The 21,266-nt window shown below is 63.3% G+C and carries 18 protein-coding genes; 13 read left to right on the top strand and 5 right to left on the bottom strand.

All coding sequences use genetic code 11. From position 1 onward, the window contains the following. The first annotated feature begins 2 nt into the window (after positions 1 to 2). The 5 genes from ABEA10_RS02795 to ABEA10_RS02815 are packed head-to-tail and all read left to right on the top strand — an operon-like array spanning position 3 to position 4,885. On the top strand, positions 3 to 1,382 hold the full coding sequence (locus ABEA10_RS02795; RefSeq protein WP_345456910.1) for an FtsK/SpoIIIE domain-containing protein: 1,380 nt from the start codon (positions 3 to 5) through the stop codon (positions 1,380 to 1,382). Next, positions 1,382 to 1,573, top strand: a complete 192-nt coding sequence (locus ABEA10_RS02800; protein ID WP_345456913.1) for a hypothetical protein — start codon at positions 1,382 to 1,384, stop codon at positions 1,571 to 1,573. Before ABEA10_RS02795 ends, ABEA10_RS02800 begins: the two co-directional genes overlap by 1 nt. Next, entirely contained in the window at positions 1,570 to 3,297 is a 1,728-nt protein-coding gene (locus tag ABEA10_RS02805; protein WP_345456916.1) for a replication initiator, read from the top strand. Before ABEA10_RS02800 ends, ABEA10_RS02805 begins: the two co-directional genes overlap by 4 nt. Then, positions 3,294 to 3,488, top strand: a complete 195-nt coding sequence (locus tag ABEA10_RS02810) for a helix-turn-helix transcriptional regulator (protein ID WP_345456919.1) — start codon at positions 3,294 to 3,296, stop codon at positions 3,486 to 3,488. The genes ABEA10_RS02805 and ABEA10_RS02810 overlap by 4 nt, the downstream gene beginning before the upstream one ends. Beyond that, on the top strand, positions 3,485 to 4,885 hold the full coding sequence (locus ABEA10_RS02815) for a tyrosine-type recombinase/integrase (protein WP_345456922.1): 1,401 nt from the start codon (positions 3,485 to 3,487) through the stop codon (positions 4,883 to 4,885). The genes ABEA10_RS02810 and ABEA10_RS02815 overlap by 4 nt, the downstream gene beginning before the upstream one ends. Positions 4,886 to 5,534: 649 nt before the next feature. Here ABEA10_RS02815 and ABEA10_RS02820 read toward each other — a convergent pair. Further along, on the bottom strand, positions 5,535 to 6,524 hold the full coding sequence (locus tag ABEA10_RS02820; protein WP_345456925.1) for a hypothetical protein: 990 nt from the start codon (positions 6,522 to 6,524) through the stop codon (positions 5,535 to 5,537). A gap of 915 nt (positions 6,525 to 7,439) precedes the next feature. On the opposite strand from ABEA10_RS02820, the gene ABEA10_RS02825 reads away from it, so the two are divergent. The 7 genes from ABEA10_RS02825 (at position 7,440) to ABEA10_RS02850 (ending at position 13,215) form a co-directional block, all read left to right on the top strand. Then, on the top strand, positions 7,440 to 8,453 hold the full coding sequence (locus ABEA10_RS02825) for a hypothetical protein (RefSeq protein WP_345456928.1): 1,014 nt from the start codon (positions 7,440 to 7,442) through the stop codon (positions 8,451 to 8,453). Between the two features lie 373 nt (positions 8,454 to 8,826). Next, entirely contained in the window at positions 8,827 to 9,489 is a 663-nt protein-coding gene (locus ABEA10_RS02830; RefSeq protein ID WP_345456931.1) for a hypothetical protein, read from the top strand. Between the two features lie 660 nt (positions 9,490 to 10,149). Continuing rightward, positions 10,150 to 10,446, top strand: coding sequence for a hypothetical protein (locus ABEA10_RS02835; protein ID WP_345456934.1), 297 nt, complete (start codon positions 10,150 to 10,152; stop codon positions 10,444 to 10,446). A gap of 415 nt (positions 10,447 to 10,861) precedes the next feature. Beyond that, on the top strand, positions 10,862 to 11,359 hold the full coding sequence (locus ABEA10_RS02840; RefSeq protein WP_345456937.1) for an ATP-binding protein: 498 nt from the start codon (positions 10,862 to 10,864) through the stop codon (positions 11,357 to 11,359). 174 nt (positions 11,360 to 11,533) lie between these two features. Then, positions 11,534 to 11,899: a MerR family DNA-binding transcriptional regulator gene (locus ABEA10_RS50975; protein WP_425550855.1), complete on the top strand. Its 366-nt coding sequence runs from the start codon at positions 11,534 to 11,536 to the stop codon at positions 11,897 to 11,899. Between the two features lie 66 nt (positions 11,900 to 11,965). Beyond that, the gene (locus ABEA10_RS02845) at positions 11,966 to 12,622 is read left to right on the top strand and encodes a hypothetical protein (protein WP_345456940.1); all 657 of its coding nucleotides are present in this window, start codon (positions 11,966 to 11,968) and stop codon (positions 12,620 to 12,622) included. A 23-nt stretch (positions 12,623 to 12,645) separates the two neighbouring features. Continuing rightward, positions 12,646 to 13,215, top strand: a complete 570-nt coding sequence (locus tag ABEA10_RS02850; protein ID WP_345456943.1) for an NUDIX hydrolase — start codon at positions 12,646 to 12,648, stop codon at positions 13,213 to 13,215. Here the strand turns inward: ABEA10_RS02850 and ABEA10_RS02855 are convergent. Then, positions 13,212 to 14,354, bottom strand: a complete 1,143-nt coding sequence (locus tag ABEA10_RS02855; RefSeq protein ID WP_345456946.1) for an NsdA family TPR-like regulatory protein — start codon at positions 14,352 to 14,354, stop codon at positions 13,212 to 13,214. The genes ABEA10_RS02850 and ABEA10_RS02855 overlap by 4 nt on opposite strands. Positions 14,355 to 14,527: 173 nt before the next feature. Here ABEA10_RS02855 and ABEA10_RS02860 point away from each other — a divergent pair, with 173 nt between their 5' ends. Beyond that, on the top strand, positions 14,528 to 14,992 hold the full coding sequence (locus ABEA10_RS02860) for a GntR family transcriptional regulator (protein ID WP_345456949.1): 465 nt from the start codon (positions 14,528 to 14,530) through the stop codon (positions 14,990 to 14,992). Positions 14,993 to 15,079: 87 nt separating this feature from the next. Here the strand turns inward: ABEA10_RS02860 and ABEA10_RS02865 are convergent, their stop codons facing one another. From ABEA10_RS02865 to ABEA10_RS02875, 3 genes are all read right to left on the bottom strand, one after another. Then, positions 15,080 to 16,813 carry an AIPR family protein gene (locus ABEA10_RS02865; RefSeq protein ID WP_345456952.1) on the bottom strand — a complete coding sequence of 578 codons (1,734 nt, stop codon included), beginning with the start codon at positions 16,811 to 16,813 and terminating at the stop codon, positions 15,080 to 15,082. Positions 16,814 to 17,132: 319 nt separating this feature from the next. After that, positions 17,133 to 18,416 (bottom strand): SNIPE associated domain-containing protein, encoded by a 1,284-nt coding sequence (locus tag ABEA10_RS02870; RefSeq protein ID WP_345456955.1) that lies wholly within the window; start codon positions 18,414 to 18,416, stop codon positions 17,133 to 17,135. Positions 18,417 to 19,091: 675 nt separating this feature from the next. After that, entirely contained in the window at positions 19,092 to 21,242 is a 2,151-nt protein-coding gene (locus ABEA10_RS02875; protein ID WP_345456958.1) for an ATP-binding protein, read from the bottom strand. Positions 21,243 to 21,266: the final 24 nt, after the last annotated feature.

Genomic DNA, 21,266 nt, shown 5'->3' on the forward strand with positions numbered 1-21,266 from the left:
ACATGCCTCCGGTCCTGGTCCTGCTGGTCAACCTGGTGCGCGGTCTCGTCGGCCTGGTCCTGGTCCTGGTGCGTCATTGGCCCACCACGCTCACGGTCGCCGGGTTGGGCTGGCTGACCTACCTTGGCGGCTGGCAGCTCCTGACGCTGCTGGCGGGCTGGGTGTCCCTTGGGCTGGGGTGCTGGGCGTGGTTCGGCTGGCCCACGTTCCTGTCCCTGGTGCTGCGGCCGGCTCGTGCCCGCTGGCGGTACCTGACCGTGTACCGGCGGAACTGGCGACCCGTCATGGTCATGTCCGGCCTGGCCTTCTACCGCAACGCGCGGGAGTACCTGCCCACGATCGTGCGGGTGGAGGTCACCAAGACCACCGACCGGGTCCTGGTCAAGATGCTGTCCGGCCAACCACCGTCGATCTGGCATGACCACGTCGAGAACCTCGCCCATGGCTTCGAGGCCGCCATCTGCCGGATCCGGACCGCTAAGCGGCCTGCGCGTCGTTGGCGGGGTCGTGGCCGTGCGGGGCAGGACTGGCCCGGACACATCTGGCTGGAGCTCGTCCGCGACGACGCACTCAGCAAGCCGGTGTCGGTCACGGCGCTTCCTGCCAGTCAGGTGGATCTGTCTCGGTTGCCGGTCGGGCGGCGTGAGGACTCCTCCCCGTGGCTGGTGCGCCTCCTCGGTACCCATCTGCTGATCGCAGGGGCGACGGGGGCCGGCAAGGGATCGGTGCTGTGGAGCCTGGTCCGGGCGATGCTTCCCGCCATCCGCGCGGGCCTCGTGCAGGTGTGGGGGATCGACCCCAAGCGCATGGAACTGGCGTTCGGGCGGGGCATCTTCAACCGCTACAGCGACGACACGAGCGGCGGCATGGTCGACCTGCTCGAAGACGCCGTTGATGAGATGTCCAAACGCGCCGCACGCTTCGGCGGGGTCACCCGGACGTTCATCCCCACCGTGGCGGACCCGTTCATCGTCGTCATGGTCGATGAACTGGCCTTCCTCACCGCCTACTCACCCGACCGGGACCTAAAACGCCGGGCCTTGGCAGCACTGTCGACCCTGACCAGTCAGGGCCGGTCGGTCGGCGTCTGCGTCGTCGGCGCGTTGCAGGATCCGCGTAAGGACGTCATCAACATCCGGAACCTGTTCCCGACCCGGATCGCGCTGCGCCTGGATGAGTCCGAACAGGTCGACATGGTCCTCGGCGACGGGGCCTACGACCGAGGTGCGCTGGCCGACCAGATCTCACCCCTCCCCGAAGTCGGCGCGGGGGTGGGCTACATCCGGCTGGAGGACTCCCCGGATCCCGTCCGGGTCCGCGCGGGCTGGGTCTCCGATGCCGACATCGCCGCCATGGCCGCCTACTTGTCCGAGGCGGCCTGATGACCGATCACACACCGACTCCCGCTGCTGCATGGCCGGCGGTGCTGCCCGCGCCGTGGGTGACACGCCTGACCTGCCCGGCCTGTAAGACGTCCGACGCGCTGCTGGCCTTCGACGGTGTCGGCACCGTCTGCGCCGAATGCGGCGACGCCACACGAGCCCTCGTCACCGACTCTGTGGAGGACATGTGACCGACCAGACCAACCCGTCCGCATCGTCCTGGTCCTCGTCCGCGCCGGGCAAGGTCCGTCCGCCACTCGCGCGGGACCTCGTCAAAGCCGTCGCCATCGACCACGGGGTTTGTATCCGCCCCGTCGCGATGCGCCGCACGGACCTGACGACCGGTGAGAGCCAGATCATCAACATGCCGTGCGGGCACACCCTGGCGTCGGTGTGCCCGCCGTGCGCGGAACGGAAGCGCAAGCTTCGGGCGACCCAATGCCGGGAGGGCTGGCACCTGGAGGAAGAGCCCGTCATCGTCCGCGCCCACCCGGACGAAGAACAGCGCTTTTGGATGGAAAAGCGCGCCGAGGTCCAGCACCAGGCCGAACAGACCGAAGCCGCGGGCGACGACGCCTCCCAGCTTCGGGAACTGCTGGGGGAGATCAACGCTGAACTCACCCGGACCGGCGTTGTAGGCAAGATCCCCACTGAGAAAGACGACGCCTCCCAGCTTCGGGAACTGCTGGGGGAGATCAACGCTGAACTCACCCGGACCGGCGTTGTAGGCAAGATCCCCACTGAGAAACCGGACCGTCCGAAGCGGTCGACCAAGCGGCGTCAGGACGTGCCGGACCTGCCGCGCCGCCCGGTCTCGTCCCGGACGGTGGGCAAGGTCTACACCGCACCGGACGGCAAGACCTTCCGCCCGTCCCTGTTCCTCACCCTCACCCTCGACTCCTACGGGCGCGTGAAATCGGACGGCACTCCGGTCGACCCGGCCACCTACGACTACCGGCGGGCCGCACGGGATGCCCTGCACTTCTCCAAGCTCGTGGATCGGTTCGTACAGAACCTGCGGCGGTTCGTCGGCTATGACGTCCAGTACTTCGCCGCCGTCGAACCACAACGCCGCCTGGCCCCGCACCTGCATATGGCGATACGTGGAACCATCTCCCGCGCGGAACTACGGCAGGTCGCGGCTGCCACCTACACACAGGTGTGGTGGCCCTCGACGGACACGGTGGTCTACGACGGGACACGGGTGCCGTACTGGGACCCCCACCAGCGGGCCTACCTCGATCCGGACACCAACCAGCCCCTCACATCCTGGGAGACCGCAGTGAGGGCGCTGGACGACGAAGAGGCCGAACCTCTCCACGTGGGCCGGTTCGGCCGTCAGATCGACGCTAAAGGCGTCATGGCCGGTTCTCCTGACTCGGACCGGTGCATCGGCTACATCACCAAATACCTGGTGAAAGACATCGCCGAATGCCACGAGACGGAGACTGCCGCGCAGGCCGATCACGCCGACCGGTTGCTGGAAGCGCTGCGCTATGAGCCGTGCTCGCCCACCTGCGCGAACTGGCTCCGCTACGGCATCCAGCCCAAGAACCCGAAGCCGGGGCTGACGCCGGGCTACTGCAAGAGCAAAGCCCACCGACGCGAACACCTCGGCTACGCCGGCCGACGCGTCCTCGTCTCCCGCAAGTGGTCGGGCAAGACCATGGCCGACCACAAGGCCGACCGCAAGAACTGGGTGCTGGCGCGGCTGGCCGAGGCCGGTGTTTCGGCAACCGGCCACCCCACCGAACCCGGCCGCTACGCCTGGGAACTCGCACCACCCGACCACCCGGACGTGCCACCCGTCGAACAACGACTCATGGCGGCCATCGCCGAACGACTGGAGATGCGCCGCCAACTCGACCAAGCCACAGCGACCGCGGATCTTTCGGCAACTCAGGAGGCGGCATGAGTACCAGGCGCGATGAACTCCTCACCGTCGCCCAGGTCCTCGAAGAGCTCGGCGGGGTCTCTGAGCGGACGTTCTACCGGTGGCGTGAAATCGGGAAGGCTCCCGCAGCGATCCGGCTGCCCAACAACGAACTTCGCATCTGGCGCAGTGAGCTGATGCGCTGGCTCGGCACCCTGCGGGAGGCGGCGTGAACACCTCGTACAAGGTGAAGTTCTGGGAGATCCGCCCGAACAAGTCCAAGCCCAAGCCGGGAAAGCCGGCCAAGGTCATCTCCTACACGGTGCGCTGGACGGTCGGCGGGCGTGAGAAGTCGCAGACCTTCCAGCGCTCGGCCCAGGCGAACAACTTCCTGTCCGACCTGCGACAAGCGGCCAAGAACGGCGAAGAGTTCGACACCGACTCCGGCCTGCCGCGATCGATGCTCCCGACGGAGGCGGAGGAAAATCCAGTCCGCACCTGGCTGGAGTTCGGTGTCGCCTACATCGACATGAAGTGGCCGCATGCCGCACCCACCAGCCGCGACGGCCTCACAGAAACCATCGCGACGGTTTCCCCTGTGCTCGTCCGGGATGACGCTCCCGACGCCCCTGACGCGAAAACACTCCGTGAAGCGCTGCGGGCGTACTACCTGGCTCCCCAGGACCGTGAGCGTCCGCGGCCTCTCCGCATCGCTGAGGCGCTCACGTGGCTGGAGAAAGCCTCGCTGGAGATGCCGGACGTCGCCAAGCCCGCCAACGTACGAGCCGCCCTCAACGCTCTCACTCAGCGTCTGGACGGCAAGCCAGCGGCAGCCGCCACCGTGGCACGCAAACGCGCCGTGCTGCACAACGCCTTCGAGTACGCCGTCGAACTGGAGGAGTTCGACCGCAACCCGATCGGCAAGGTGAAGTGGACACCACCCAAGCTGGCCGAACAGGTGGACTGGCGGGTCGTGATCAGCCCGCGGCAGATGCGCGAATGCCTGACCGCCGTCACCTACGTCGGCATACGGGGCCGAGGCCGGCGACTACGAGCGCTGTACGCCTGCATGTACTACGCCGCGCTTCGTCCCGCTGAGGCGGTGGCCCTCCACAAGGACGACTGCACGCTTCCATCCACAGGCTGGGGAAAGCTCGTGCTCTCACGCTCCCTGCCCGAGTCCGGATCGCGGTTCACCGACGAGGGGACCACCCACGCGAAACGCGGCCTCAAGCTCCGACCCGTAACCGAGGTGAGGACGGTCCCCATCCCGCCGGTCCTGGTGACGATCCTTCGCGAGCACCTCACGGAGTTCGGCACCGCACAGGACGGGCGGATCTTCCAGACCGAACGAGGCGGCATCGTCGGCTCGACCGCCTACGGCGACGTGTGGGCACAGACCCGCGCCCTGGCCCTCACGCCCGGACAGGTCGCCTCGCCGCTGGCACGCCGCCCGTACGACCTGCGTCACGCGGGGGTCTCGCTGTGGCTGAACTCCGGTGTTCCGGCAACCGAGGTCGCCGAGCGTGCGGGGCACAGCGTCAAGGTCCTGCTCCAGATCTACGCCAAGTGCATCGAGGGCCAACAAGACGGCGCGAACAGGCGGATTGATGACGCACTCTGCGAGTGATCGCACATACCCTGTCAGGGCTCCGGTTCACGCCGGGGCCCTTCGGCTTTTCGCGTGCCTACCTGCGAAGACGCGCCCGAACGTATTCCGCGTATATTCCGGGACCAGTGACAAACGCCTGCATCCGGCGGCCTCTGGCTGCCTGTTAGCGATCAAGAAACAGAACGGCCCCAGACCGCATAGTCGCAGGTCGGGGGCCGGTTCAAGGTGGGTGGCGGGTCCAGGATTCGAACCTGGGTAGGCTAAGCCGACGGATTTACAGAACCGCCGCGCGACTCACCTGACCTGCGTGTTCGTCGCCATCACCCTCGATTTCGACCCGTATTCGACCCGGCTGGGGTTTAGCGGCTTGCTTGGCCAGCTGCACGGGTGGAGGAGAGAGCCGCGCGGACCGATTCCGCTACGGTTTGTGCAGGTTCCCTCGTATGCCTCCCCACTGGGGGAATTCCGTAATCGCCGACACTGCTATGTCCGCGATGGTAGAGATCTGATCGATACCTGCCCCAGGCGCCCTGCCCTTGGCAAGTCCGCGCATTTCCAGCGCCATTCAGAGCGGCTCTTATGGTCCTTGACGTGCCCAGGACGGGTCGTAGCTGTACGCGCGTTTGGAGCCGCCGACGTAGCCGCACGCGCCCAGCCTGCTGACGGTCTACAGCGCGACCTTCTTACGGACGCGCAGGTAGGTCAGTCCGGGGAAGACCGACGTCGCCATCCACGGATGGATGCGCGGGATCCGCCGGTCGGTGTGTGCCAGGTGATCGCGGGCTCTGGCATAGTCCCCGATGTAGTAGAACGCCGCGCCGAGCAGGTGGTGTGCCTCCGGGTCGTACGGGTGAGGGCGTGGATGGTCGGCCCACAGTTTGTCGGCCTGGTGGATCTGCTCGGCCACCTCTGGCACGCAGAACGCTTGGCGCGCCTGTTCATCGGTGCCGGCCTCGTCGCTGCCCGTGAAGACGTTCTCGAAATGCGCCGTGGCTGCTAACGCCACCAAAGGGTTGCCGGTGACGCCCTGGGCGATGATTTCGGCGGCGAAGTCGGCAACCTCTCGGGGAGATCCCTTCCATTTGCCAGCGATGACCTGAATTCGGGTTTGGTGTCCAGCAAACAGGGTGGGATCGCGTTGCTGCAATTCAGCCCACATACGGTCCAGTTCCTGACGGCCCACCTGGATGCCGAGGCCATACCACTGCAGATGGTTCCAAGGCACCGGGTCCTCGGGAAACAGCACCGCGGCGCGTTGCAGCGGCTCACGAGCCAACTCCAGCTCCGCCCAGAATCGTTGGAATCGGTCAGATCCGACATATCTGGCGTAAGAGCCTCCTCGGATCTTCCAGGCGTTGCTGATTCGGGCTGCACCCAGCAGTAGGCATGCGTCTGGGTTGTCGTAGTCCGTCTGGGCGGCCAGGGCCTCCACGTGCGATGCCGCCGCTGCGGCGAGTGTCTCCGCCCGAAGCGCCCGCCGTTCGAAGTCGGTGCGGGCCTCGGCGAGCAGGCGCAAGGCCATCGTGAAGCGGCCCTTCCGCACCTTTCTCAGACTCGCCGCAAGCTCGGGGTCGTCCCAGGCATTTCCCGGCCGGGTACGGGAAGCGCACCGATCGACGCCGGTGACCGCAGCTTGGAGTGCTCGATCGATACCCATCGCAGATTGATACCTCATGGGATCAAACCGAGCAAATGCGTGGTGGCCTCCACCCAACCCGGGGCGCTCCAGATCTCCCAGGATCTTGGCGACCTACGACGTGCTCTGGAACGCCTCAACGCCGATACCGAGTCCAGAGCCGAGTCAGCTCGTGCGGCGATCGCGCGCCTTTTTCATTTCAGCGACGACCTGGCCGACTGGCTCATGGACGGCCGACATCGTATTGCACTCCCACAGCACACGGTTTGGGAACGCAAGGGCCGTCATGCCACTGACCTGCTGACTCCTGTGCTCGGACAGCTGGCGTACCCCGGCGCTACCCACGGTTGCGCCACGCCGCAGCGCGAAGCGCTCAGAGTCACGTAAAGCCTCGAGGAGACGGCCTAGAGGACCAGGTCAACCCGCGTTTATCCGCCTGTTAGCCCCCTCAGGGTCTCAACGTGTCGGGTGTGTGCCACGCTCAGACAGCGCATAGCCGTGCATCCGGCAAGGTCGGAGACGTGACATCCCCCGACAACGTAGCTGCGCTCGCCGGTGCCCTGCGTGTCACGCTCGGTCCGGCCGCTTGAACCGCCGCAGAATCCGCCAAATCCCAGCGCCCGCGATGTCTGTGCAGATCACCGGCGTAACCCGGCTGTCCGTGACCATCATCCGTAATACTCCGCAGAACCGCCGCAGTATTACGGCGGTCTCGGCGCCACCTCGGGCGCATCCGCTTGAGGGACCTTGAGATTCCGCGGCGACTATGCAGAATACTGCGGCCTTGCCGTCCACTGCGACTACTACGCTGCTGACCTGCGGATACGTTGCTTACTGGGGCCTGATCCATCGGCAGTCCAGCCGCAGCGCGAGCCGACCGCCGCCCCCAGGAAATTTCGGTAGCGCTCCACCGCTACTGGCGAGCATGATGGGCGGATGCGCCGGAAGCTTCGCGTCTACCTGGATCAAAACAAGTGGATTGAGCTTTTGCGTGCCAAGGGAGATAGCCCCGCACGGGAAACCCTTAGCCTTCTGAGCGAATCAATCTCGCGGGAGGTGATCGTCTGCCCGCTTTCAGCGAGTCACTACCTCGAAACGTGGCATCGATCGGACTGGGAATCTCGACACCGACTCGCAGGACTGATGCGTGACCTGAGCGGCTACGCTGCGATCGCACCAATTCACACGCTACAGCGGCTCGAAGTGGAGGCCGCTGTCCTCGAACATTTGACCTCGATGCCACGTAGGCCGTTTGCTGACATCTGCGCAATTGGCTACGGAGTCAATCACGCCTTCGCTTCCCCAACTGGACGTCTACGTTTCGTTGAGACGGTTGCGACCGACTCATCGCCGGATGGGCCGCCGGCGGATGTGCCGCGAGCCTTCTTTGATGACCTTGCACTGATCCCAGACAAGACGTACCAATGGTGGTCCCTCGCGGGATTCGAAGAGTCCATGCGCATGGATGGATTGGACGTCATCACGCAGCATCGGCGTGGACAGCGGTGGGCAGAGGATCAGCAGGCTGTTATGGACTCTCTAACTCATCCCGCCAGCCGGGCCGATCTAGACGACATCGTGGCCACTGGGGAAATTATCGACCTCCTAGACGACATCAACATCGTATGTAAGCGATTCAATCTAGATCCTCACAACCTACCGATTACCAAGGGGCGTGCGGCAACGAAAGCTTTTATTGAGCACATACCTACACGCGCCTGCGTCTATCATTTCAAGCGTCTACGCCACCGGAACCAACAGCATCGCTGGACTCAGCACGACTTCGCTGACATCATGGCCCTCTCCGTGGCCATTCCCTACTGCGACGTCGTAGTGACAGAAAAGCAATGGGTCCACCTGGCCAAAACGGCAGGCCTCGGGGAGCGCTACGATACCTTGGTGTGCTCGAAGCTGAGCGACCTGAAGACCTGGCTAGCGGAGAATTGCTGACTTCGGCCAGATAATCCTGCACGCGTCGATCGACGTGCCCACGAACCCACCAGCCAAGAGGCGCTACGCGTGTGGGGATTGCGCGGTGATTCCGCGGAATACTGCGGCGATGCCGCTCCGGCCGGCCGCCGTGCCACCGAACTGCGCAGACATCACCCTCAGCGTATTTCTGCGAGTAGGATTCGAACCTGCGGCACACGCTTTAGGAACGGGTTTCCCTGCATCCCTATGGCCAGCGGAAATGGCTTGGTCGCCTACCTTCTGCCCTCACCCTGCCCAAGACCGTCTGTTACTCTGGGTAACTCCACAGTCTATGTCTGGCGGTTGATCTGGCGCTGGCCGATAGCCGAGAGCACTGGAGGAACGGTGTGTCATGGAAACTGCCCTGATCAGTGCCTGCGCTGGGTTCGCCGGAGTCATCATCGGCGCGTTCTTCCAGCACTTCCTGACCAAGCGCAGGACGAGTGTGGATGAGCTGCGCAAACATTCGCGGGCTGCGGCAGAGAAGTTGATCGAGAAACTTCTTCAACTCACACACGATAGCGAGCTGGCGCGAACGCCACCGGGCTTCATCGCGTACAGAGGGCCGGACATGAACGCCGAGTCGTTGAGTGAGCTTAAGCCAACGCAAACGATCCAGCTCAGCGAGATCGCTGCCCTTCAAAAGCAGCTGCTCGACCGGCATCTTCGAGCACGTGTCGCCCTGACTGTCGACATCATGACCGAGCCCGCAGTGCGGACTATGTTCGAGGAATTGGGCTATCCCGAGGCGTTGACAGCGCTTGACACCATCGCGATTGGCTTTGCCATCGAGTGTCTGGCTAGCTATCTGCGCGGCGAGAAGGAGCCTAGGGAGACTCCCGAGTACGCCATGGGGCGGGTTGTAGTCGAGAAGGTCAAGGAGCAAGCCGCGAAGCACATGAGCGAAGAGCTCAAGCGCATAGGTGAACAGCTTCGGCTGCTCAGCGAGGGGGACCGGCGCGAGGCCGCCGAAATTCACCTCGGGTTGCGCGGCCCGGAGGGAGAGTCGAGCTAGGCCGGCCTGCCTCCAGCTCCCCCGCGATTCCTGGCTCGACAACCGACGGCACCTTTCGTGCGGGCTGGACGGTTCCGGACTTGCGCGGGGGCCTCGTAGCCTTGTCGGCTGACGGGCTGGCATCTGCCTGCCCGCGATGGCCCATCGCGAGGCCCCGCGAGAGGGCCCGTGCAAATCGGAACCGGTCGGCGGCCCCGACCTGTGCCAATTCTGTGATCTTCGTGCGGCCCGATCTTCCGCTGCCGGGCGAGCCCGCGGGGGCGAGCTTCGGGCGGGCTGGGTCGCGCGGCCGGCTGCCAGGCGAGGCCGCGTCGATCCCAATGCCTGCGGCCCTTGGGCCGCCCCCTGTTCGGCCGCCCGTGCGGCCCGCTTGTCGGGCCGCCTTGAAGCATGCGCAGAGGCTTCTCACCGCACTATGGCTGTCCACGGGCCGGTCGAAGCCCGATCCAGACTTCTGGAAACCATTGCCCTATCGGTGTGCATCGACGATCAGTGACACGAATGGGTAACGATTAAGCGTCTTCCCACGTCACGCGCGGTCAGCCGCATAGGCCGGGCCCGGTCTCTTCCCATGGGTCAACATCGGTGCGTTAACCGGTGCGAGCTTATGCAGAGTCCCTGTCAGCCGGTCATATCTCAGCAGCAGGTTAGGAGGAGACAATGAGTATCGTCCATGTGACCGGCACTGAGGTCGATTTCGCACACGGCTTGGCCGCCTATGTCCGCTGGGCGAGGGAGCACAACCACGGCTTCCCGTCCCCGAAGTGGCCGACCAAAGAGCGCCTTGCCGTCGCCCTCGTAACAGGTAATCAAGATTACCTTACCGAGCAGGGTTACCGGATAAGTTCTGCGCTTGATCGTGTCTGCGTAGGGATGGTTTCTCTCTACGACGACCGCATCGCCTGGCTCAACAACATCAGGGATCTCGTAGATCGCCTCATAAGGGAAGCTGGGTGAGCCTCGGATTACGGCCGAGGCGGCTATCCGGCGCGGGAGTGCAGCGGACGGCCGGTCATGCTGTGCGACTCGGAATAGCCCCGTGTGCTTTCGTCGTCGTGCTGCTCCGAGAGACTGATGACGCTCATGTCAACGAGCGTTGTGGTGCACCGAGCAGGCCCTGGGCTATCTGGGGCTCCGATTTGTCCGATCAGTCAACTCGAGCGTGTTAACCCATGCGGGCTTACGCGCGCTGTCTTCCAACCGGTTCTATCTCCAACGCGGCACCACATGTCCACTGAATCGGCACAGGGAGCAGGTACGCCATGGGATCAGACTCGCCCGTCACCGTCCCCTACGAACGAGGACCGCGGCGTCTCGCGCGTGCTGTGGTCCTTTGCCTCGGGTGAGCGTCGTGACGGAGACGCGTACCGGCTTGGACGTCGGCCAGGCAGCGGAGCAGGACGGCAAACTCGTCCTCGGCTCGGTGGAGGACCCCGCCCGGCAGCCGTTGCCGGCCGAGTCGGCGAACCCGGTCAAGGTAGCCCGCAGTTACGCGGAGAGTGTGCTCGTCGAGGTCGCCAGGATCGACGCCGATCACGTTGACGATGTGGTGCTGGCCGTTTCAGAACTCGTCACCAACGCCATCTGCCACGCGGTCGGCGAGGGGCGGCTGTCGGTCCGGCTGGTCGTACGTCCGAGGTGGACACACCTGTACGTCACCGACCCAGACTCCACCGTCCCGCAGACCACACAGCCCGGAGACGATGACCTGTCGCTGTCGGGCCGTGGTGTGCCGATTGTCGGCCAACTGGGTCTGCTGTGGTTCGTCCCCTCAGAGCACGGCAAGACCGCGCACGCCGTGATCACCCGTACCGGCGAGAAGCTGACCGATGAGGAGCGCGAAGCACTCATTCGGTTGCAGATCGTTTGAACGTCCGCCCGGTCGCCCCCGGCCTCTGACCGCGACCGCGGCGGCGCAGGAGATCGCCCGGACTTCCCCCCGTGGGCGCTCCTGGTGAGGGGACGCCGAAGACTCACCGGTGAGCGGCGTCCCCTCACGAACCCCCTCGTCGTATTCCCCCTCTTCGCTGAACAGGTTGGCGCTATGCCTCTCTCCCCTTCCGACCTCCCTGATGACCGTCTGCTTAAGCCCTACGAAGTGGCACGCCTGCTCGGCGTTTCAGTCACGCAGCTCGCGGCGTGGGCTCGTGAGGGAAAGCTGCCGACCGCAGTGAAGACGCCTGGTGGGCATCGCCGCTTCCGCTGGGCCGACGTCCGAGACGCCATGACCAGGAAGACCGTCCATGACCCGGAGCGGGAACAACTTGAGATCGACGCCGCCCGCCTGTACGCCCAGGGGTGGAGCATCCGCCAAGTCGCTGAGAAGTTCGACTGCAGTTACGGCGCGATGCGGAGGATCCTGCTCAGGCGGACCGTTCTCAGACCACGGGCACCGCGACCTCCGATCTGAGATCGCCGAAATCTGGGCCCACGAAACCCGCCTTGCCGAGGTCTGAGGCTTCTACGCTTCATACTCGTGGATCTGCCGTATCGAGAACTCCCGGACGACATCGAAATCGTTGAGAACGCCCAGGGCCGCTTCAAGGCCAAGCGCCCCACCGAGCCGGCCGAGCGGTTCGGCTGGGCCCAGCCGACACCCGAGCTGGCCCGTACGGCGTGCTTGACGACCCTCAACGTCCGCGCCGCGATGGACCGCGCCCGAGACAGCGTGCGTGAAGCGGACACGCGCGGGCCAGCCGGGTTCACCCGGGAGCGGTACGAGCGGGCGTGCGCCGAGGTGGGTGTTCTCCGGCTGCCGGATAACGTGTGTCTGAGCCTGGAGTACAGGAGTTTTCAGGCGCCCGACTACGACGCGGAAACGATCGTCACCACGAGGCTGGCCGACGAACGTGGTGCGGCGATCCGGGCGGAGGAGCGTCGTCAGCGCAAGGAGTTCGAACGCGACTTGAAGGCGATGCCCGGCTTCCGCGGCCTGAGCCGCGCCCGGTATGAGGCGCTGTGCGACCTGGTCGGCACCGAGCCGGCCGCCGAGGACCAGATCAGCTCGCTGAAGGTGGAGTGCTTCCAGCAGGAGGAAACACGCGGCACGGCCGAGGTCCCGCTGATCCTGGCCAAGTGGCGCGACACGGGGCGGTACTACGAACGCCGTGACGGGTCAACGGTGGACATGTAGCACAAGCCCGGTACGGTCCAAGAGTGAGCACTGACGAGCGCCCGGAAGAGCTGCGGACCAAGGTCTTCGGCGAGCGCACGATCTACGACAACCCGTGGGTCCGGCTGACCCTGGTCGACATCGAACCGCCGGACGGCAACCGGTTCGAGTACCACGTCGTACGGCTTCAGCGCGTCGCCATCGCCCTCGTCCTGAACGAGGCGGACGAGGTGCTCATGATGTGGCGCCACCGCTTCGTAGACGACTCCTGGGGCTGGGAACTGCCCGGCGGGATCATCGACAAGGGCGAAGACGGCGCCGCGACCGCCGCTCGTGAGGTTCGGGAGGAGACCGGCTGGCAGCCGGCGCCACTCGACCACGTGCTCAGCTTCCAGCCCATGGTCGGCATGGTCGACACCCCCCACGAGATCTACACCGGCCGAGGCGCAGAGCTGGTCGGCGAGCCGACCGACCTGGAAGAGGCCGCGCGCATCGAGTGGGTACCGATGAGCAGGGTCTTCGACCTCATTAGCAAGGGTGAGGTACTCGGCTCGGGCTCGCTGGTGGGCCTGCTGTACCTGCTCGCCCAGCGCGGCCAAAAGGCTGGTGCTTAGGCTGCGAGCCCGATGCTCGCGATACGCCGCCGCTGCCGTACCGACCCCACCTGATTAGCCAGTAGACGCGCGCTGGTCAGGTGTTTCCTTGCCTCCTCCAGCTCGCCCCGGGTGGCGAACGCTTGGGCCAGGTCGCACCGGAGGCCGGCGGTAGCCCGTACGAACGTGGTGTCCATCTGCTCAAGCGCGCCGGCCAGGTAGTCGATCGCGTCGGTATCACCGATCTGGGCGAGGCAGTTCCCGCGCCAGCGCGCATGATGGACCTCGTCCAGCGCGATGAACGGCAGGGCGGGATCATGAGCGTCCACCGGCAGGAGGGCCGCCGAGCGGTCAAGCGTCCTGCGGCACTGCTCGTCAGCGAGGGCGGCCTGTGTCTCGGCCTCGACGGCATCGAGCCAGCACAGCAACAGCCGCGGGCCGACCCGGCCGACCAGGGCCCTCGCTGCACGTACGAGGGTGAGAGCATCGGTGAGCCGCCCGAGATCGTGAAGAGCGTAAACCTGCTCGCCCATGGCGTGCGCGAGCAGTACCGGCGAGTCCGCTTCGCGTGCGGCAGCCTTCGCGATCTCGCAGTGTCCCCACGCCTGCTGCACGGCGCCGACGTCGAGCGCCTGCCATGCGGCGAGAGCGCCGGCATCGGATAGGACCGCCGACAACGCCGCTCGTACGGACGGCTGGAGACTGTAGGTCACCAGATCAGTGAGTGTCGAGATGACCGTACGGGTCTGTTCGAGCAGCGATGGAGCGCCGAGGCGCCGGTCGAGTAGCCGAATGTGGTGGACCTGTTGCCGCATCTGCCGTACGAGCCCGATGTCGACTCTCCGCGCGGTCGCGATGTGCTGCCGGAGGTCATCAGCCGGGCTCGATCCCGTGGGGGCCTCGTCGAGGAAACCGAGTTCTTCGTCGGTGCGGCCGTAGGCGAGGCGGTAGAGCCTTCGCCAATCCTCACCCGGGATGACGTGCCCGTTCTCGTGCCGGGAGATCGTGGTCTTGAGGCTCTTGTCGCTGCCGAGCCCCATGCCGACCTGCGCAGCGCATCGTCGGAGGGCTGCGATGAGGCGAGGCACCTTCCACCCGAACTCGGCACGCGTCCGGCGGAGCGGTGTCATCTCGGAGGTGTCGTCGTCTTCCCAACTCACGGGTTCAGCATCACTCAGGAGGGCCGATTCGCCCTGGTGGTTAACACACGGGTGTTAACCGATGCGGGCTTACGCATCTGGCCCGCGGGCCGATCTCATCACAGGCGCCCAGCACCACCTCGGTCGGGCATGCCGCCCTCTACCCTGTTCTTCACACCGCCGAAGGGAAACTCGTGGCCAGGCCCAAGAGCAGCGACGCCGTCTACCTGAAGATCGCCGCTGTCCTACGCGACCGCATCCGCGCTGGCGACCTCGCACCAGGTGACAAGTTTCCCTCCGAAGCGAACGTCTCCGCAGAGTTCGGCGTCGCCCGTGGCACCGCCCGCGAGGCACTCAAGCAGCTAGAGGCTGACGGTCTGGTGGACACGCTGCCCGGCGTCGGCAGAGTCGTACGTACCACGGAACAGGCGGACAAGACCCCTCGCTACCGGCGCATCGCCGCCCAACTCATCGCAGCGATCGAAGCTGGCGAATACCCGCCAGGCTCGCAACTACCCGGCGAGGCGCAACTCGCCGACCAGTTCCAAGCATCACGCAACACGATCCGCTCGGCACTCGGCGAACTCGACGGCCGAGGCCTCATCGAAGTAGTCCACGGCAAAGGACGGGTCGTCCTTGAGCGCGCGAGAGAGGTTTGAGCCAGTCCACAAAGCCTGAGCGCACCTTGAGCCGGCAGGGGACTGTCACCGATCGAGATCCCTACGTGGATCGTGTGGACTTAGCCACTAACGAACAATATTGAATCGACGCACCGCAATGACAGCCTGGCGAATCTTGCTAGTGAAAGACGAGCTCCGGGCTATCCTGTCGATTCCCTCAGCCCTACTTCCTCGAATGGATGCACGGTATTCCTTGTCGAGCACCTTTACCATGCCATCGAGCAAATTATCGGAAAGATGGCCAATGTTGATGTTCAGTAGATCCTTGTGGGTTGGCTTACGTAGGCGCGTGAGCGTAAACGACGAAATATAGGCGAGATGGTAACGCCAATTCTCTGTGGTATCGCCAAGGAGTGGAGTATCCTCCATATACGAACCCAAAAACTCACTGATTCTGATATGGATGTCTAGGACTAGTCGATACAAGTCAAGGTCGTGATCTCGGGAGAAAATCTTATAGTAATGATTGTCGTCCAACAGACGGCTATCCGAACACATGAGGGCGGAATGAGGCTCACCTAGTACGAAGGCGGTAAACTCTCGAGCGAGCCGCGACATGCTTACAACCTGATCGAGCGGGAAGCCAAGGTTACTGTAGTAGTTTGCACGCCTTTCATAATAATATCCATCCCGTTGCAGGGACTCCTCAAGATCCTTCTGGATCTGTTCGGTGGCCCGGAGGGCGCCAGGTGGCAACTGCGTTTGGCTATTTGTTGCTCGGATTATGCCGTCGCGCGATCTTCCGGAGGCCGGAGGGACCATTATTCTTACAAGAAGAGAACGGTCGTGGTGTTGCCCGGAATCTCGGAAGTAGCTGTATATCTCATGGCTGGTTTGGAGACCGTTAACGATCTGCGGATCCTTCATCACAATCTTCTTGCCCGCGATGCGAACCTCTTCCGCTACGATCGTTACCCCGTTATTGAACCACCAGAAGTCATCTCGTTTACTAGATTGTAGAGTTTCTGCGATCGCACTATTGACCGACGTTCTACCGGCGTAATCTCTTACGTTAGACTCGAACAATTCGAGTCTAAGCGCTTCGTTCGGCGTAGTAATGAATTTGTAGTACTCGTCCAGGCGCGACAGACACACATAGCCCTCTCCGAGAGATGTGCTCATCGGAGTGTCCATAAAAACTAGCTCAGCAACTATCGTCGCTCCGCGGGCAGACAACTCACGGAGCTCGGCAGCGCCGAGGTATTCGATCACGCACTTAGTTCCAGACGATACTTTGGCTAGCTCGCGCGCAAGGCGATTCCCCTTCGCGCGCACGTTAGGATGCGGCGAATCCGCTGCACGAGTTGCATAAATGACTCGGATAAGAACCTCTGGAAATGAGGATGCAAGCGCCTCCAGTATGTGGAGAAATCTGCCTGTTCGTTCGAGCAGCTTCGCATTAGTTGATGCTGCCAATTCGTTAACGTCACGACCCATATTGAGCAGGATTGGCAGGTGATAGTGCAACTTCTCGAAGGCGGTTTCTTGATAGCCAGTGGACGTCTTCGCCTGAAGAATTACTAGCTCGATCTTCTTTGCTCGCAGCGTAGTATGACGCTCAACATCTGCAGACACATAGCGATCATCGACTAGTACCCATATGCCGTCGATTCCGCAATCGTGCGAGCCGTCAACTATACCGTCTCGCAGTTCGTCGATGTCCAAATCTAGGTCTTGCAGTGCGATGCTCGCGGCGAAGTAATTGAAGAACTCTTCGAGACTCTGGCTAGGCGCGAGACGGGAGCGCTTATCTTCCAGGATGCGGTCAAGTAGACGTTGATCGTTATTCTTTTGCGCCATACTTTTGCCCCCACTAACTATCTGGAACTTCTCATCTTGCCAACTTCGCGTGATGGTCGCAAGAGTATGCCTCGAAAGGATCTTGAGTTCCTAAACCAAGATCCTCCCGGGGCTCGTGCCGCCGCCATCGGATGGAGGCGGTGACCACCTAAGAAGCGACGTAGGTGAATATCGAAGTACGGATCATCGCGCAAGGCCGCCAACCAGAAAAGAGCCAGGACCAGGTTGCTCACCACACGTAGCTCCTGTGGGCTGGGACAGTGCAGCTCACCGTGACGGCGAACTCCAACCGCAGCTGCCGTAACAGCCACTTTGGTGGTCATGAGATAAGGGTTTCGTTGGCCGGGCCCTTGCTCCCGACGTCCATGCTTGCCCGCCATTCGGTTGCTTCTGGGTTCTCGTGATACTCGAGGATGTGTTGGTCGGTAAGGCGTTCGAGGAGTTGGCGCACGTCGGTCGGGGTGGCGTAGAAGAACTCGCGTCGGAGGTTGACGCGGTTGACGCGCCGGTCGGCGAGGTCGTTGTGGAGTCGGGCTTCGAGACCGACGGCGTCTTCGCTGAAGATCAGGGCGTGGACGTCGAAGCGGAAGGGGACTGAGGCGTCGCCGAGTTCACGGACGCGGTCCAAGGGGTCGAGCCGACGGGTCATGCCGATCTTGACCATGCGCTCGCCAAAGGCTCCGATGTTGGAGATGACATACACGTAGCCGGCGCGCGTGTTGGCGGCACGTTCCTCCACACCGGTGATGGCCGTACTGATCTCGTCCAGCTTGACGCGAATCGTAGCGGCCGCGGCCTCATCTTGCCGATCTTCGAGTTTGGCCAAGGCGGTCTGGTAGTGGGTTTGCTCCTTCACCAGCCGGGCCTTCTCGCGTTCGAACTCCTTGCGGGCCTTGTCTTCCTCACGCTGACGTTCTCGCTCAGCGCGTACGCGTTCCTTTTCCTCTTCGACCTTGGCCAGGTAGTCGGCGGTAAGTTCGAGCTCGCGGACTCGTTCTTGGTGGTACGGCGCGCTGATGCGTATGTCCATCGTCTTGCCCAGGCGGGCGATCGTGCCTGCGGTCTTGCCCAGACGTTCGATCGCCGAGGCGAGCTTGTAGGGGCGCATCGTACGCACAAGGTTGTCGGCCTCGGCGTTGTAGGCCCGCAGCAGCAGCTTGGAGAAGTCGCGGACCATCCGGCGGCCTTCGGCCGCGGACCCGTTCACCGTGCAACTCGTTGTGGTCGATACGGCGCTGCCGGCGCGGGTCATCGTCTTGACCGTGTCCTTCAGCTGGCTGAGCTGAGCCTTGTAGGCGATCGCATCGGACAGCGGGTGCTGGTACTCGTACACGCCGGCCTCTTGAAGCAGCGCGACTTCTTCGGTCTTCACGATCTGGAGCCGTAGGTCGGCCAGCTCCCGCTGCTTGTCATCCACCTCGTGCTTCAGGTCATCGGCCTGTGCGCGCAACTCGGTGATCCGCGCCGACAGCTCCAGCGCATCCATGCCCTTCAGCATCTGAACCATCTCGAGCAGCACAGCGTTCTGGGATTCCAGCTCCTCGACCTGCTTCTTGCTCCCGAACAGCCCGCCATGGCGACGGGTCGCCTCGCCCGACTTCACGGCCGCCTTATGCTCGCGCCCATGCGTCGGAATGGATGGTGGAGGCGGGGCCACGGATGGCGGTGGAGGCGCAGACGCATAGGTAGGTGCACTGCCGTTGCCGCGGCCAGACGGCCCGGCTCCAAGAGCGTGATCGGCAACCCACAGCTGCCAACCGACCGGAGGCGGCGGCCACGACGGATCCGGGACCCATCCCGGCGGAGGCGACCACCCTGGGGGCGGAGGCGGCCAATTCGGCGGAGGGTTGTACAGGTACCCCATCAGACTCATCTCCCAGCCCCGTAACGCCCCGAACACCGAGGCAAGGAGAAGACGCGTACCACCGCCCAGATGTTGACACCACGACCAGAACAGGCCTTCGCGCCATGAGCCGCCCGAACTCAGCGCCGCACGCTTTAAGGGCGTGCCACAAGCCTTGCTAACGGACTCGCTACAACGACCTCGGACGGACATGAACGACACAGCGGGTCAGGAATGCGAGCCGGGACGGCTATGGACGCCGTCGAACTTGGTACGGATCCGACAGTCAAGCTTCCGAAAGTTCATCACCGGTTTAGCGGTTTCGGTAAAACGGTGGACTGAAACCTCTTCAGGGCCACGCGAGTGCATGCGAGGCAGTTGCCCCGCCTCCTTGCCAAATGCTTCCGTGAGCACCACGTATGGGAATCGAAAATGTTAGGGTTCGTCCGAGTCGTCGGCAAGGTCCGCCAGGAAGCTTCGAATTTCTCCCGCTAGCGGGTCGCCAAGGTCGCTAAAGATGGCGAGCGCCTCCTCCCAGGAACGGCGCGCGGCATCCGTCTGGCGGTCGGCGTGCAAAGCCTTACCGATATCGAAAAGCTCAAATGCGATAGAGCGGCGATCTTTCTTCTTGCGAAAAATCTGTAGCGCCTTGCGGTGATAATAAACAGCATCGCGGAACTGCCGAAGATCATAGTAAGTGTCCCCAATCTTCCCCAGCGCGTACGCTTGCCGCCGGTCAGCTCCGAACTGTTCGAACGTCGGTATCGCTTGCAGATGGCAAGAGATCGCATCGTTGGGTCGCCCTAGACCATGATAGGCGCTTCCGAGGCTATTTAAAGCGATAGCCTCACGATGCCGCATGCCAGTTTCACGAAATATCGCTAGGGCCTGCTGGATGTAGTGGGCAGCTTCATCAAATTGACGAAGTCCTACACGGGAGATACCGAGACCGTTTAGGCAAAACCCCTCGATCCATCGCGTACCCGTTTCTCGGCTCAAAAGTAGTGCCTGTTGATAGTTATCTATTGCTTCATCGTAACGCTTTAGTTCATAGAAGAAGTCGGCCATGCTCATCAGCATTATTGCTTGTGCGTTCTGATCGGCGAGATGTCGGGCTGCGGTTAGGCCGATCCGGAGGATGGTTATCCAGTCGTCCGGATACCAGGCCAACGCGAAGAAAGATGCGAGGTTATCGGCGAGCTTCCAGGCGATAGCTTCATGGCCATCTTCAGCAGCCTGTTGAATTGCTGCTACCAGATTTACCCGCTCCTGCTCACACCAATCCAGCGCCCTATCATGACTTGCGAAAGTTAGCGGCGGGTACGCGGGGTTCGGCGGGTCGATTGGCGTCTCGTGGGCAATGGGATGGACGATGCGCCGCGCCGCAAGAGTCGTGTGCAGGTACCAGTTGAGCATCCGGCCGACGGCGACGGAACGTTCGCCTTCGGACTCTTCCGACATTGCGCGTTCGGCTGCATAGACACGCAGCAGGTCATGGAAGCCGTAGCGGCTTCGACCAGTCTGTTGCAGAAGGTGCTGGCCGGCGAGTGTGTCTAGCAGTCGGCAGGCTCGGCGCTTTGTCAATCCGGTGAGGGCTACAGCGGCCTCGGCGGACAGGTCAGAGCCAGTGTTCAGGCCCAGAAGTCGAAAAACCCGCGCAGCGTCCGGCGACAGTCTGTTGTAAGACCATGAAAAGACGGCACGGACGGCTGTGGCTGCGTCGTCATCGCTGGCGAGCATGTCGAGGCGGTCGTGCTCGTCAATTAGTTCCTCTACAAGATCGGCCAGCGTCAGATATGGGTGAGTGACTGCCCTGTCAGCAGCTATCCGTAGCGCGAGGGGTAGGTAACCGCAGTAGCGGGCCAGTTCGGCCGCCCTGCTCGGCTCTGCGTCGACACGGGAGCTACCGATGACCTGGCGCAACAACCGCAGAGCTTGTCCGGGAGACAAAACGTCGATGGATACACGGCCCACTCCTTCGCGGGTGGCTAGACCAGACAACTGGCTTCGGCTGGTGATCAGGGTTAGGCAGCCTGCTGCGCCGGGGAGCAAAGGCCGGACTTGCTGCACACTGGCGGCATTGTCCAAGACCACTAGCATCCGGCGGGCGTCCAGCAAACTGCGAAACAGCGCGGCCTGCGCGTCAAGTTCGGAAGGAATTTTCTCAGCGGGCACGTCCAACGCTCGCAAGAATCCATCAAGAGCCTGCTCGGGGGTCACTGGCTGCCCAGGATCGTAGCCGCGCAAATTTACGAACAGGTCTCCGTCAGGGAAACGCTCACGGACCTGGTGTGCCCAGTGAACCGCGAGTGTCGTCTTTCCCACGCCTCCACTCCCCGCGATCGCCGAGATGACCACTGCTTGAGCTTCGCCGCTCTGGGCTAGAAGAGCGTCCAGCGCGGCGATATCGGCCTCTCTACCGACGAAAGACGCTGGGTGGGCGGGCAACTGCCGAGGTATCGGTAACGTTCTGCCCGAATCGTGATGCATGTGGACGTCACCGCGAATGTCGCGGGCCTGAACCACGTTGCCCGCGGAATCAGAAACCTCATTCCTAAGGCTGGCTAGCCATTCTGGATTACTCATCGATCACAAGCCGCACTGGCGATA

This window comes from Actinoallomurus oryzae, assembly GCF_039541955.1.
GTDB classification, from domain to species: domain Bacteria; phylum Actinomycetota; class Actinomycetes; order Streptosporangiales; family Streptosporangiaceae; genus Actinoallomurus; species Actinoallomurus oryzae.